General features: G+C 75.6%; 10 protein-coding genes. 3 read left to right on the forward strand and 7 right to left on the reverse strand.

Translation table 11 applies throughout. From position 1 onward, the window contains the following. The first annotated feature begins 56 nt into the window (after positions 1-56). A complete protein-coding gene (locus FN207_RS19620) occupies positions 57-1,727 on the forward strand; it encodes an MDR family MFS transporter (protein ID WP_142460141.1) in 1,671 nt (556 codons plus the stop codon). 54 nt (positions 1,728-1,781) lie between these two features. On the opposite strand, the gene FN207_RS19625 is transcribed toward FN207_RS19620, so the two are convergent. Then, positions 1,782-2,414, reverse strand: a complete 633-nt coding sequence (locus tag FN207_RS19625) for a DUF1707 SHOCT-like domain-containing protein (protein WP_142460142.1) — start codon at positions 2,412-2,414, stop codon at positions 1,782-1,784. 109 nt (positions 2,415-2,523) lie between these two features. On the opposite strand from FN207_RS19625, the gene FN207_RS19630 reads away from it, so the two are divergent. Beyond that, entirely contained in the window at positions 2,524-2,754 is a 231-nt protein-coding gene (locus tag FN207_RS19630) for a ribbon-helix-helix domain-containing protein (RefSeq protein ID WP_142460143.1), read from the forward strand. Then, on the forward strand, positions 2,741-3,088 hold the full coding sequence (locus tag FN207_RS19635; RefSeq protein WP_142460144.1) for a type II toxin-antitoxin system PemK/MazF family toxin: 348 nt from the start codon (positions 2,741-2,743) through the stop codon (positions 3,086-3,088). The genes FN207_RS19630 and FN207_RS19635 overlap by 14 nt, the downstream gene beginning before the upstream one ends. A 40-nt stretch (positions 3,089-3,128) precedes the next feature. On the opposite strand, the gene FN207_RS19640 is transcribed toward FN207_RS19635, so the two are convergent. The 6 genes from FN207_RS19640 to FN207_RS19665 all read right to left on the reverse strand — a co-directional run bounded on the left by FN207_RS19640 (position 3,129) and on the right by FN207_RS19665 (position 13,730). Then, positions 3,129-5,366 (reverse strand): glycoside hydrolase family 3 C-terminal domain-containing protein, encoded by a 2,238-nt coding sequence (locus FN207_RS19640; protein WP_246066193.1) that lies wholly within the window; start codon positions 5,364-5,366, stop codon positions 3,129-3,131. Positions 5,367-5,445: 79 nt separating this feature from the next. Further along, entirely contained in the window at positions 5,446-6,039 is a 594-nt protein-coding gene (locus tag FN207_RS19645; RefSeq protein ID WP_142460146.1) for a DUF1349 domain-containing protein, read from the reverse strand. Positions 6,040-6,071: 32 nt separating this feature from the next. Further along, positions 6,072-7,532 carry a glycoside hydrolase family 43 protein gene (locus FN207_RS19650; protein WP_142460147.1) on the reverse strand — a complete coding sequence of 487 codons (1,461 nt, stop codon included), beginning with the start codon at positions 7,530-7,532 and terminating at the stop codon, positions 6,072-6,074. Further along, entirely contained in the window at positions 7,529-10,159 is a 2,631-nt protein-coding gene (locus FN207_RS19655; protein WP_142460148.1) for a glycoside hydrolase family 78 protein, read from the reverse strand. Before FN207_RS19655 ends, FN207_RS19650 begins: the two co-directional genes overlap by 4 nt. Continuing rightward, on the reverse strand, positions 10,156-11,088 hold the full coding sequence (locus tag FN207_RS19660; protein ID WP_142460149.1) for an alpha/beta hydrolase: 933 nt from the start codon (positions 11,086-11,088) through the stop codon (positions 10,156-10,158). The genes FN207_RS19655 and FN207_RS19660 overlap by 4 nt, the downstream gene beginning before the upstream one ends. Continuing rightward, positions 11,085-13,730 (reverse strand): family 78 glycoside hydrolase catalytic domain, encoded by a 2,646-nt coding sequence (locus FN207_RS19665; RefSeq protein WP_142460150.1) that lies wholly within the window; start codon positions 13,728-13,730, stop codon positions 11,085-11,087. Before FN207_RS19665 ends, FN207_RS19660 begins: the two co-directional genes overlap by 4 nt. Positions 13,731-13,766 lie beyond the last annotated feature (36 nt).

Below are 13,766 nucleotides of genomic sequence, written 5' to 3' on the forward strand. Positions count from 1 at the left end.
CTCCCCCTCGGTGCCGCGCGCCCGCGGCACCGTCGAACGACCGAAAGAGGACCTCCGTGCAGGCCCCGCCCGACCCCTCCGCGCCGCCGATCGTCCTGACCCGGCGGCGCATCAACGTCATCTTCGGCGCGCTCCTGGCCGGCATGCTCATGGCCGCCCTCGACCAGACGATCGTGTCGACGTCGATGCCCACGATCGTCGGCGAGCTCGGCGGCGTCTCGCACATGGCGTGGGTGACCACCGCCTACCTGCTGGCGACGACGCTGGTCATGCCGGTCTACGGCAAGTTCGGCGACCTCTGGGGCCGCCGCACGCTCTTCCTCGTCGCCATCGGCCTGTTCACCGTGGCGAGCATCGGTGCCGCGCTGGCGCCGGACTTCACCTGGTTCGTCGTCTGGCGCGGGGTGCAGGGCCTCGGCGGCGGCGGGCTGATGATCCTGTCGCAGGCGATCATCGCCGACATCGTCCCGGCGCGTGAGCGGGCCAGGTACATGGGCCCGATCGGCGCGCTGTTCGGCCTGTCCGCCGTCGCGGGTCCGCTGGTCGGCGGCTTCTTCACCGACTCGGCGGCGCTGGGCTGGGAGTGGTGCTTCTGGGTCAACGTGCCGGTGGGCCTGGGCGCCTTCCTCATCGGCTGGTTCGCGCTGTCCCTGCCGCGCAAGCGCAGCACGACGCCGCTCGACGTCGCGGGCATCGTCGCGCTGTCGGCCACGACGACGTCGCTGGTGCTGTTCACCGACCTCGGCGGCAGCGACGGGTGGACCGACCCGCTGACCCTCGCGCTGGCTGCGGCGTTCGTGATCTCGGCGGTCGCCTTCGTGCTCGTCGAGCGGCGCGCGGTCGAGCCGATCGTGCCGCTGAGCCTGTTCCGCAACCGCACGTTCGTCGTCGCCACCGGGATGGGGATGGCCGTGGGGCTGGGCATGTTCTCGGCCATCGCGTTCATGCCGACGTTCCTGCAGATGAGCTCCGGGCTGTCGGCCGCGAACTCCGGGCTGCTCATGCTGCCGATGACCGCCGGGATCATCGTCACGATCCAGAGCTCGGCGGCGTTCATCCTCAGGACCGGGCGGTACAAGCGGTTCACCATCGCCGGGATCGCGGTGATCCTCGGGGCCGTCGTCTGGATGACGACGCTGACCGGGACGACGTCGCTGTGGACGATCGGCGTGATGTTCTTCGCGCTCGGCTGCGGGCTCGGCCTGATCATGCAGAACGTCGTCCTGGCCGCGCAGAACGCCGTCCCGGCCACCCAGATCGGCACCGCCACCTCCACGAACAACTACTTCCGCGAGGTGGGCGCCACCCTCGGCGTCGCCGTCTTCGGGACGCTGTTCACCAGCCGGCTCGCCGAGAACCTGACCGGCGCGCTGACCGGCAACGCCGATCAGGCGGCCGCCGCGGGCATCACCTCGCCGGACACGCTCGTGCCGGCCGCGGTCGAGGCCGCCGGCGACCCGCTGCGGACGGCGATCGTGGACGCCTACGCCGACTCGCTGGCGCCGGTGTTCTGGTACCTCGTGCCGCTGCTGGTGCTCGCGCTGCTGCTGTCGTTCGCGCTCAAGGAGATCCCGCTGGCCGAGCACGCCGGCATGGTCGCCCGCGGCGAGGCGGTGGAGTCCGAGGAGGAGCTGCAGGCACTGCTGCGCTCCGGTGCGCACGCCGCCGTCCCGGCGCCCGAGCCCACCCTGCGCGAGGACCGCGACGACGACCAGCTCCGCGTCTGACCGCGCACGTCCGCGGATGTGCACGGCGCACATCCGCGGACGTGCACGCAGGGGTCAGGAGCCGGGCGGTCGGGGGCGCTGCGCGAGCCGGTCGAGCAGCGCCCGCCAGCCGCTGGCCGACTCGCCGGGGCCGAGGCTGCGCAGCCGCAGGTCGCCGATGAACGCGTGGGCCCGGACGACGACGCGCGGGGTGCCCGCCAGCCGCGGCACCGGCGCCAGGTCGACCCGGCGGTCGCCGATGACCGTCCAGCCGACCAGCTCGGCGTCCACGCCCTCGGCGACGACCACGTCGACGTCGCCGATGACCGTGCTGAGGTCCAGCTCGACGACGGCGGCGTCCGTCCGGAGGGCCCGCAGGTCGACCCGGATGTCGCCGATGCCGGCGCGGACCCGCTGCGGCAGCGGGGACCGGCCGTCGAGCCGGACGTCGCCCAGGACGGAGGACCGGGCCGAGGGCGGGCGGGTGCCCACGATCTCCACCTGCGCGTCGGCCCGGGTCGGCAGGTCGGCGAGGAGGGGGCCGAGCTGGTCGGTGGTCGTCGCCGCGTAGGCCGCCTGCGCCCGCTCCCCGAACTCGTCGACGGTGATCCGGCCCTCCGCCATGGCGGTCTGCAGCCGGGTCACCGTCGCCTCGCGTTCGGCGTCGGACGCCCGGACGGCGGGCCGCGGTGTCAGGTCCTCGCTCATCGGCCGGCCTCCCTCGTCCGCGCTGCCGCCCCCGTGGGGGCACCCCACCCTGGCACGCCCCCCGCTCCGGACGACAGCACCCGGAGTGCCACCGGAGTAGCATTCGGGTGTGAAGCTCAGCGTCAGCCTGACCGAGGAGGACGTCGCGGTCCTGGACGAGTACGCCAGGTCGGCCGGCCTGCGGTCGCGGTCGGCAGCTGTGCAGCACGCGATCCGCCTGCTCCGGCATCCGGGCCTCGAGGACGACTACGCAGCCGCCTGGGAGGAGTGGCGGGCCTCGGGTGAGGAGGCCGGCTGGCAGGCCACCGAGGCCGACGGGCTCGACGATGCTGCGCGGTGAGATCCGCCTCGTCGACCTCTTACCGATGCGCGGCAACGAGACCGGCAAGCGCCGACCCGCAGTCGTCGTCAGCAACGACCGCGCCAACGCGACGGCGGCCCGTCTGGGACGCGGCGTGGTGACCGTCGTCCCGATCACCAGCAACACCACCCGCGTCTTCCCCTTCCAGTCCCTGCTCCCGTCCGAGGCCACCGGTCTCCGGGTCGACAGCAAGGCGCAGGCCGAACAGGTGCGGGCCGTCGCGGTGGAGCGGATCGGTCCGGTGCTCGGGCGCCTCCCGGCCGCCACGATGGCCGCTCTCGACGACGCCCTCCGCCTCCACCTCCAGCTCTGACCGGCGGCAGAAATGGCCATTTCTGCCGCCTTCTCGAGCGTCAGCCGGCGCGGGCGTCCCGGGCGAGGGCGACGAGGCGGTCGAGCTCGGCAGGCGGGATGGCGGCACCGAAGTCGGCGGCGAACCGGCGCATCGGCATCGACCCGATCATCAGCAGCATCCCGGCGTGCATCTCCGCGGCGCCGTCGGGCATGGACGCGAGGAAGCCCTCGAGCAGCTGCGCCCCGACCACCGGGTGCTCGAACCACTCGGCCACCGACGAGCCCAGCGTGAGCTCCGGGACGATCCTGTCCCCGACCAGGGTCAGCGTCTCCTCCGCCAGCACCTCTGCGGCGCTGGCGCCGACCTGCACGGTGTACTCCCCCGGCGCCACGACCCAGCCGGCCTCGCGGACGTCCCAGTGGGCGAACGCGCGCCGGTCGAGCGCCAGCTCCACCGTCCGCGACTCCCCCGGCTCCAGCGGCACCGGGGTGAAGGCGCGCAGCTCCCGGGCGGGGCGGCGGACCGGGCCGGCCGTCGTCGCCACGTACACCTGCACCACGTGCCGGCCCGGCCGGTCGCCGGTGTTGGTGACGGTCACCGAGACCGTCGCCGCGTCGTCGCCGGTCGCCGTCACCTGCAGGCCGGAGGTGGCCACGGTCGTGTAGCCCAGCCCGTGGCCGAAGGGATAGCGCACCGGGCGGCCGACGGTCGTGTAGTGGCGGTAGCCGACCATCACGCCCTCGCCGTAGCGCACGTGCCCCTGCTCCCCGGGGAAGTTCAGGTGACTGGGGGTGTCCTCCAGCCGCAGCGGGATCGACTCGGCCAGCCGCCCGGACGGGCTCGCGGCACCGGTGAGCAGGTCGGCCAGCGCGCTGCCGCCGGCCTGGCCGAGCAGGAAGCCGGCCAGGACCGCGTCGACGTCGTCGTGCCAGCCCTCCAGCGACACGATGCCGCCCGACGACAGCACGACGACGGTGCGCCGGCCGGCCGCGGCCACCGCCCGGATCAGCTGCACCTGGACGGCGGGCAGGTCGATGGTGGTGCGGTCGAAGCCCTCGGACTCGTCGTCCTCGGCCAGCCCGGCGAACACCACGGTGACGTCGGCGTCGCGGGCCGCGGCGACCGCCTCCTCGCGCAGTGCGGCGTCGTCGCCGGAGCCGTCGAGGGAGAAGCCGGGCGCGAACGACACGGTCGGCAGCGCCTCCCGCAGAGCGGTGAGCGCGTCGTCGACCCGGGTGGCGTTGACGTGCGAGCTCCCGCCGCCCTGGTAGCGCGGCGTGCGGGCGAACTCGCCGACGACGGCGACCCGCGCGTCCGGCGCCAGCGGCAGGACGGCGCCGTCGTTCTTGAGCAGCACCGCGCACCGGGCCGCGAGCTCCCGGGCCAGCGCGTGGTGGGCCTCGGCGTCGAAGGGCCCGGCCGGCTCGTGCACCAGGTCGGCGAGCGCGGCCACCCGGCGGGCGCTGCGGTCCACCAGGGCCTCGTCGAGCTCCCCCGCGAGCACCGCCTCGACGACGCGCCGGTTGCCGGCGCCGCGGTCGCCGGGCATCTGCAGGTCCAGGCCGGCCTCCAGCGCGGCGATCCGGTCGTCGACGGCGCCCCAGTCGGAGACGACGACGCCCTCGAAGCCCCACTCCTCGCGCAGCACCTCGGTGAGCAGCCAGCGGTTCTGCGAGGCGTAGACGCCGTTGACCCGGTTGTAGGCGCACATGACGGTGGCCGGCGCCGCCTCGGTGACGATCCGCTCGAAAGCCGGCAGGTAGATCTCCCGCAGCGTGCGCTCGTCGACGTCGGCGCTGACCTGCATGCGCTGCGTCTCCTGGTTGTTCGCCGCGAAGTGCTTCACCGACGCGCCGACGCCCTCGCCCTGCTGGCCGCGCACGTGCGCGGCGCCGAGCACGCCGGCGAGCAGCGGGTCCTCGGAGTAGTACTCGAAGTTGCGCCCGCACAGCGGGGACCGCTTGATGTTGACGCCCGGGCCGAGGACGACGGGCACGCCGAGGGTGCGGGCCTCCCGGCCGACCGCGGCGCCGATGCGCTCGGCGACCTCGGGGTCCCAGCTCGACCCGACCGCCACCGCCGGCGGGAAGCAGGTGGCCGGGACGCTCTGCAGCAGCCCGATCCGGTCGAAGTCGCCCTCCTGGCGGCGCACGCCGTGCGGGCCGTCGGTGAGCACCACCGAGGGCAGCCCGGCCTCCTCGACCGGCGGGGTGGACCAGAAGTCCTGCCCGGACAGCAGCGCCGCCTTCGTCTCGAGCGGCAGCGCAGCGAGGTCAGGAGATGTGTTGGGGGTCACCGCCCGATCCTGCTGTGCCCGCGGACGGCACGTCCTCGCGGCTGCCATCCAGTGGCAGCGCCGCTCAGTGCAGCCCGGTTCAGTGCAGCGCGGCGTCCGCCGGGCCGACCGCCCACTGCCGGAAGCGGACGACGAGGCCGCTGCGGGTGGGCGCGCAGCAGTAGGGCCCGGCCCGCACCGCGGCCTCCGGCGGGAAGGCCGCGACCCGGACCAGCCGGAAGGGCTCCTCGTCGACCCGCGCACGGACGGTGACCGCGTCCCCGGCGCGGCTGGCCCGGACGGTGACCCGGCGGCCGGCCCACTCCGGCACCGGTGCCAGCGACCAGTCCGAGCGGCCGAGCGTGACGACGGCGCCGACGTGCGCGGCACCGTCGGTCATCTCCACCCCGGCCTTGAGCCAGGTCTGCTCGTCCGCCCGCAGCACCAGCCCGGCCTGGTCGAATCGGCCGTCCCAGTCGACGTCGAACGTCACCTCGACCGCGCCCGGGGACGCCATCGGGGCGAGGAGCGCGTGCGCGTCGTCGTGCACGAACCCGTAGGCGGTGTGCCGCCACGCGTCGCTGCCCTCGACGGCGGTCACCACCAGGTCCGGCCCGTCCTCGGTGGCGGCGGCGGGGGCGGTCGTCCACGTGCCGGCGCGCCACGGCTGCACCCGCACCTCACCGTCGGTCATGCCGGGACCGTAGAGGAGCCCGCCGCCCGTCCTCAGCCGGTGCCGGTGTAGGTCACCGACCGGGCGAGCAGGGTGCCGCGCGAGCACCACAGGCCGCCCAGCCGCCCGGTCATGCCGCCGGCGACCTCGGTGGAGACGTAGCGCCCGTCGAGCCGGCCCAGCTCGGCGAACCCGCCCGCGCCGACGAGCCCCGCCACGAGGACGTCGGGCGCCAGCGCGGTCGAGGAGAAGTGCCCCTCGCCGGGCAGGGTGCGCATCTCCAGGACGACGTCCTCGCCGGGCACGACCTCCGCCTCGCCGAGCACCGAGCGCAGCGCGCCGACCTGGGCGACGGCACGGACCCGGTCGCCGTCGACCTCGAGGTCGAGGTGGTGGCGGGCGTCGATGCGCAGGGTCAGACCCCCGACCCCGGAGGAGGCCCGCACCACGGCGCGGAAGCCTGCCTGGAGGTGCTCCTGGCGGCGGCCCACGAACGCGAGGTCCTCCGACGCCGGGTCGGGATCGGCCGCGGACAGCAGCCAGCCGCCCTCGGCCCGCGTCAGCAGCTCGGCCGGGAAGCGCCGGGGCGCCACCCACGCGGGCCCGGAGAGGTCGTCGGCGACCACGACGGCGCCCTCCGGCGGGGTCAGCCACTCCCCCAGCCGCGGCCAGCCGTCCTCCCAGACCACCTCGGCGGCGAAGGTCTCCCGGCCCAGCACGTGGAACTGCGGGCTGGTGCCGCGGGGGCGCACGCCGTGGAAGACGACCGCCCAGCTGCCGTCGGGCCGCTGCACCAGGTCGGCGTGCCCGGTGTTCTGCACCGGGGACTCGACGCCGCGGTGGGTGAGCAGCGGGTTGGACGGGCAGGGCTCCCACGGCCCGGCCGGCGAGGGTCCGCGCGCCATGGTCACCGCGTGACCGCGCTCGGTGCCGCCCTCGGCGATGAGCAGGTACCAGAGGTCGCCCACCCGGTAGAGGTGCGGACCCTCGGGGAAGCGGCCGCCGGTGCCCTGCCAGAGCGGCCGCCGCTCGGTGAGCGCCGCGCCGGTGACCGGGTCGACGGCCTGCTGCACCAGCCCCGCGGGCCCGCCCGCGCCGAAGCCGGCGTAGCTCACCAGCAGCGTGCCGTCGTCATTCCAGGCGAGGTCGGGGTCGATGCCTCGGACGCCGGTCATGCGGACCGGGTCCGACCACTCGCCCAGCGGGTCCTCCGCGGAGGTGAACACCTGCCAGCCGCCGTCGGCGAGGTTGGTGGTGACCATCCAGAACCGGCCGTCGTGGTGGCGGAGCGTCGGCGCGGTGATCCCGCCCGAGCCGGGCGCGGCCGAGACGTCGAGCTGTGAGGGGCGGGCCAGCACGTGCCCGGCCTGCTCCCACGTCACCAGGTCGGCCGAGCGGTACAGCGGGACGCCGGGGGCGTACTCGAAGCTCGAGTGCACCATCCAGTAGGTGTCGCCGACCCGGACCACGCTCGGGTCGGGGTGGAAGCCGGGGACGACCGGTCGCGGCGTCACGCGTGCGCGTCCGGGTCGAAGAACAGCGCCGGCCTCTCGACCGGCCGCGGCTCCTCGATCCCGCAGGTGAACGCGTGGCGGCCGGAGCCGACCTCCACCGGCGCGCCGCCGTCGGGCAGCGCGACCTCCGCCGTCGTGTTGGGCGGGACGACGACATCGAGGGCGAACGCCGTCCCTCCGGTCAGCGCCCACGACACCGACGCCGTCCCGTACGGCGTCTCGTGGGTGGCCGCCGCCGAGGTGAGCCCCGGCCCGGGGCGCGGGGCGAACCGGATCCGCCGGTAGCCCGGCGCGGCCGGCGCGAGCCCGGCGACCGTGCGGTGCAGCCAGTCGGCCACGGCGCCGAACGCGTAGTGGTTGAACGACGTCATGTCGCCGGGGTTCACGGTCCCGTCGGGGAGCAGCGAGTCCCACCGCTCCCAGATGGTCGTGGCGCCCATCGTCACCGGGTACAGCCACGACGGGTTCTCCCGCTGCAGCAGCAGCTCGTATGCCGTGGCCAGCTCCCCGGCGTCGGTCAGCGCGTCACACACCAGCGGCGTGCCGAGGAAGCCGCTGGCGATGTGGAAGCCGTCCTGCAGCACCTGCTGTGCCAGCAGGCGGCCGGCGTGCGCGCGCTGCGACGGCTCGAGCAGGTCGAACTCCAGCGCCAGCGCGTACGCCGTCTGCGAGGGGAAGGCGACCCGGCCGTTCGGGCTGACGTACTCCGCGCGGAACCGCGCGGCGGCCCGCTCCCCCAGCTCGGCGAACCGGGCGCCGTCGCGGCCGAGCACCTCCGCCGCCTGCGCGACCGTGCGCGCCGAGCGGGAGAGGTAGGCGGTGGCCACGCACTGCCACGGGGTCCGCGCGGCGGCCGGGTTGTCCGGCGGGGCGGCGGTGTCCAGCCAGTCGCCGAAGGAGAAGCCGCCGCCGGGGAAGTCGAGGTCCTCGCCCGCCCGCGCGGCGAACGCGTCGATCCAGGCGGTCATCGAGGCCCACTGGTCGGCGAGCAGCCCGGCGTCGCCGGTGCGCTGGTACAGCACCCACGGGACGACGACGGCGGCGTCGCCCCAGCCCACCTCCGGCTGCTGCGGGAAGGGCAGCAGCGGCAGGAACGGCACGTACATCGGCACGGTGCCGTCGAACTCCCGCTGCTCGGCGGCGAGGTCGGCCAGCCAGGACCGCAGCATGCCGGTGGTGTCGTGGAGGAAGGCCGCCGTGGGCGCGAACACCTGCAGGTCGCCGGTCCAGCCCAGCCGCTCGTCGCGCTGCGGGCAGTCGGTGGGGACGTCGAGGAAGTTGCCCCGCATCCCCCAGACGACGTTCTCGTGCAGCCGCTCGACGTCGGGGTCGGAGCAGGCGAACGTGCCGGTGCGCCGCAGGTCGGTGTGCAGGACGACGGCCTCGACGTCCCCGGCGGTCAGCTCGCCGGGCCAGCCGCTCACCTCGGCGTACCGGAAGCCGTGGAAGGTGAACCGCGGCTCCCAGGTGCGCGCCCCGCGCCCGTCGAGGACGACCACGTCGGTGGCCCGCGCCGAGCGCAGCGGCCGGGTGCCGAGCTCGCCGTGCTCGAGGACCTCGGCGTGCCGGACGGTGACCTCCGTGCCGGCCGGGGCGTCGGGCAGCCGCAGCCGCAGCCGGCCCACGAGGTTCTGCCCGAGGTCGACCAGCACCCGCCCCGACGGCGAGGTGGACACCGACACCGCGGGCACGACCTCGGTGCGCCGCACCGGCGGGCCGGTCGGGGCGACCAGTGTCGAGACGTCCAGCTCGCCCGGCTCGACGGGCGTCCAGGCCGCGTCGTCGAAGCCCGGCGACGACCAGCCGGGCAGCGCGGCGCGCAGGTCGGCGGTCTCGCCGGAGTAGAGGCCGGCGCGGGTCAGCCAGCTCGGCGCCGAGCGCCACGACCCGTCGGTGGTCACGACCGTGCGGGAGCCGTCGGGGTGCTCGACCTCCAGCTGCGCGAACGCGCCGGTGCGGTCGCCGTACCAGTGCCGCTTCCCGGTGAAGCCGAGGTGGCCGCGGAACCAGCCGTCGGCCAGGTGCACGCCGAGCGCGTTGGCGCCCTCGCCGAGCAGCGCGGTGACGTCGTACGTGCGGTAGCGGAGGCGGTGCCGGTAGCTGGTCCAGCCCGGCGAGAGCACGTCGTCGCCGACGACGGCGCCGTTGAGCTCGGCCTCGAACACGCCCTGCGCGGTGGCGTGCAGGCGGGCGCGGACCACGGGCCGGTCGAGCGCGAACTCCCGCCGCAGCAGGACCGCCGGCTCCTCGCCCTCGGGCGGCACCGGCCGCACGAGGGTCGCCGTCCAGTCGGCGGGCTCGAGCAGGCCGGCCTCGACGACGACGTCCTGGCTCCAGGCGGACGGCTCGGCGTCGCCCTCGCCCCACACGCGGACGCGCACGCTGCGCCGCTCCCGGCTGGTCAGCGGCGGCGCGCCCCACGGCACGAGCACCGAGGCGTCGGTGCCGACGCGCCCGGAGGTCCAGGCCGGCCCGTCGTGCGGCTCGACCTCCACCTCGTACGCGGCCTGCCGCCAGCCGGGCAGCTCGGTCTGCGTGACCCAGGACAGCCGCGGCGTCGTCTCGCCGATGCCGAGCGGCTCGCGGGAGTGCTCGACGGTGACGGCGCCGACGGTCAGGTCGCTCACGCCCGGGCTCCGATCAGTGCGTCGGCGAGGTAGCGGACCGAGAGGTCCACCAGGCCGTCGACGTCCCGGGACCCCGCGAAGATGTGCTCCGCCCCGTCGACGGGCACGAGGCGGACCGGTACCCCGGCCCCCTGCAGCGCGTCGCGCAGCCGCTCGCTCTGCGCGTAGGGCACCAGCCAGTCGGCGGTGCCGTGCACGAGCAGGAACGGCGGCGCGTGCTCCGTGACGTGGGTGACCGGGCTGGCGTCGGCGAGCGCCTGCCCCTCCAGCCCGCGGACCAGCACGTCCTCCGGCGGGGTGCGCATCGCCTCGGGGAGCTTCGCCTGGACGTGCGGCGGCGGGGTCGCCCGCGGCATGGTCTCGAGGTCGGAGACGCCGTACCAGTCGACGGCGACGTCGACCGCGCTGGACGGCCCGACGACGCCGAGGTCGCCCTCCAGGTCGGCGCGGTGCCCGGTGAGCGCGACCAGCGCGGCCAGGTGGCCGCCGGCCGACTCGCCCGCGACCCCGATCCGCGTGACGTCGACGCCGAGCTCGCCGGCGTGCGCGCGCAGGTAGCGGACCGCGGCCTTCGCGTCGTGCAGTTGCGCGGGGAACGGCGCCTCGAGCGCGAACCGGTAGTCGATGGTGGCCACCGCCAGCCCGGCGGCGACGAACGCCTCGAAGAGCTGGTCGGGCCGCAGCGTCTCGGGCAGGTACCGGCGGTCGCCCGTCATCCAGCCGCCGCCGTGCACCCAGACCACCAGCGGAGCGGGCGCCGCGGTGTCGGGCACCCAGACGTCGAGCTGCAGCGGCCGGTAGCCGGCCGGGCAGGCGTAGGTGACGCCGGAGAAGACGCGGACGCCGTCGTCGCGGCGGGTGGGCGCCGGCGGCAGCAGGTACCGGGCGGGGCCGGCCCACTCGAAGGGCTGCTCGTCGGTGGTGCTCATCGCGTCTCCTCGGGGGTGCTCGTGAACTCGTGCCGGCCGGGGCCGGCGGTCGCGGTGGTGCCGTCGGGCAGGACGACCTCGGCCTCGGTGCCGGCCGGGACCTCGACGGTCAGGGACAGGACGCCGTCGTCGATCCGCCAGGCCGATCCGATCCGGCCGTACGGCGACTCGTGCGCGGCCTCGGCGGAGGTGAGCCCGCCGCCGGGCCGCGGGCGCACGCGGAAACGGCGGTACGCGGGCTCGAGCGGCTCGATCCCGGCGGTGGAGCGGTGCAGGAAGGAGATGACCGCGCCCTTGGAGTAGTGGTTGAGCGACTCGTGCGGCACCCCGTCGGCGTCCACGCCGTTCCAGTGCTCCCACACGGTGGTGGAGCCGCGGTCGACCATGACCAGCCAGCCGGGCTCGCCGTCCTGCATCAGCAGCTCGTAGGCGACGTCGAGGTGGCCGGTGTCGGCGAGGACGGGCAGCAGGGACGGCGTGGCGAGGAAGCCGGTGCCGAGGCGGGTGCCGGCCTTGCGGACCAGCTCGACCAGCCGCTCGGCCACGGCCGGGCGCAGCTCCTCGGGCACCAGGTCGAAGGCGAGCGCACGCACGTGGTTCGCCTGCGTGTCCGGCGTCAGCCGTCCGTCGGCGTCGAGGTACTCGGCCTGCCAGGCGGCCCGCGCGTTCCCGGCGAGCTCGGCGTAGCGTGCCGCGTCGTCGTCCCTGCCGAGCACCGCGGCGATCCGCGCCATGAGCGAGGCGCTGTGCGCGTAGTACGCGGTGGCGACGTCGCCCTCGTCGGAGGCGACGAACGCCCCGAAGTCGCCGACCTCCTCGCCCGGCACGAGCCACTCGCCCCAGTGGAAGCCGGTGTCCCACAGCCACCGCTCGTGCGGCGCCGGCTCGGGGCGGCGGGCGGCGCGGGCGGGGTGGCGCTGCTCGCGGGCCGTCCGCCCGGTGCGGTCCAGCCAGCGGACCATCGCCGGCCAGGTCTCCTCGAGCACGCCGGTGTCCCCGTAGGCCCGGTACAGCTCCCACGGGACGATGACCACCGCGTCGCCCCAGCCGGCCGACCCGTTGAGGAAGGACACCGGGCTGTCCCGGCCCTCCCCGCGCGGGCACGGGCTGACGTTCGCGACCGTCCCGTCGGGCCACTGGTCGGCCACGACGTCGCGCAGCCACTTGGTGGAGAAGCCGGCGACGTCGTACAGGAAGGCGGCGGTCGGGACGTAGAGCTGCCAGTCGCCGGTCCAGCCGTGCCGCTCGCGGTGCGGGCAGTCGGTGGGGACGTCGCAGGCGTTGCCGCGGAAGCTCCACACCGCCGCCTCGTGGAAGCGGTCGAGGCGCGCGTCGCTGCTGCGGAACCAGCCGGTGCGGCGCAGGTCGGTGTGCACGACCACCCCGCGGACGTCGTCGGGGGTGAGGTCGTGCGGATGGCCCTCGACGCGCACGTAGCGGAAGCCGTGCGTGGTGCGCCGCGGCTCGAAGAGCTCGCCGGGCACCCCGGCGGAGACGACGGCGTCGACCTGGCCGGCCGGCAGCGGGTGCGGGAGGAACGGCAGGTCCGGCCGCAGGTGCTCCACCGTGACGTCGCCGTCGGGCGCGAGCCACTCGCCGTGGGTGAGCGTGAGCTCGGTGCCGGCCGGGCCGAGGTCGGTCAGGCGGAGCCAGCCGTTGACGTTCTGGCCGAGGTCGACCACCTGCGCCCCGCCCGGCAGCCGGGTGACCGAGACGGGGACGAGCTCCGCCACCCGGCGCACCGGCGGAGCCGGCGAGTCGACCAGCCCGGCGAACCCGTGCTCGACCACCTGCACCGGCTCCCAGCCGGCGTCGTCGGAGCCGGGGGCGTCCCAGCCGCGCGGCAGCGCGAGCAGGTCCCAGCGCTCGCCCGCGATGAGGTCGGCGGCGACGATGTGGCCGACCGCGCTGCGCCAGCCCGGGCCGGTGCCGAGCACGGTGACGGTGCCGTCGTCGTGGGCGAGGTGCAGCTGGGCGAGGACGGCGACCCGGTCGCCCCACTGGTCGGCCGAGCGGGTGACGCCGGTCTGGCCGCGGAACCAGCCGTCGGCGAGGACCACGGCCAGGACGTGCCGGCCCGCGGACACCGGGCCGACGTCGTGAGTCTGCACCTGCAGCCGCTGGTCGTACTGCGTGTAGCCGGGGGTCAGCTCGGCGTCGCCGATCCGCGTCCCGTCGAGGAACACCTCGTAGAGCCCCTGTGCGGTGGCGTGCAGCCGGGCGAAGACGGCCGGCCGGTCGACGTCGAACTCCCGGCGCAGCAGCGCGCCCGGCCGCTCCCCCGCCGGTCCGCCGGGCATCGAGCCCGGCTCGATCCAATCGGCGGACCAGTCCCCGGCCGACAGCAGGCCGGTCTCGAACCAGGCCGGCTCCGACGCCGGGCTCTCGCCGAGGTCGGTGCGCACCTGCACCCGCCAGTGCACCCGCTGCGACGACTCCGGCGCCGGGCCGGCGTAGGGCACGAGCAGGTGGCCGGAGTCCTCGACCCAGCCGGTGTCCCAGCCGTCGTCGGAGGTCAGGCGGTACGCGCGCTGCTCGCGGGCGCCGTCGGGCAGCCGCCACGACAGCCGCGGCGCGGTCGTGCGGATGCCGAGCGGCTCGTCGAGGTGCTCGACCCGCAGGCCGTCCGGGGCTTCGGGCATGAGTCTCCCGTCAGGAGTCCGCGGCACTGTGGCCTC

The organism is Geodermatophilus aquaeductus (genome assembly GCF_900182545.1).
GTDB classification, from domain to species: Bacteria; Actinomycetota; Actinomycetes; order Mycobacteriales; family Geodermatophilaceae; genus Geodermatophilus; species Geodermatophilus aquaeductus.

Coding starts and splice junctions, on each gene's coding strand:
- FN207_RS19665 (WP_142460150.1), bottom strand. CDS start 13,730: ATGCCCGAAGCCCCGGACGGCCTGCGGGTCGAGCACCTCGACGAGCCG.
- FN207_RS19635 (WP_142460144.1), top strand. CDS start 2,741: ATGCTGCGCGGTGAGATCCGCCTCGTCGACCTCTTACCGATGCGCGGC.
- FN207_RS19645 (WP_142460146.1), bottom strand. CDS start 6,039: ATGACCGACGGTGAGGTGCGGGTGCAGCCGTGGCGCGCCGGCACGTGG.
- FN207_RS19625 (WP_142460142.1), bottom strand. CDS start 2,414: ATGAGCGAGGACCTGACACCGCGGCCCGCCGTCCGGGCGTCCGACGCC.
- FN207_RS19660 (WP_142460149.1), bottom strand. CDS start 11,088: ATGAGCACCACCGACGAGCAGCCCTTCGAGTGGGCCGGCCCCGCCCGG.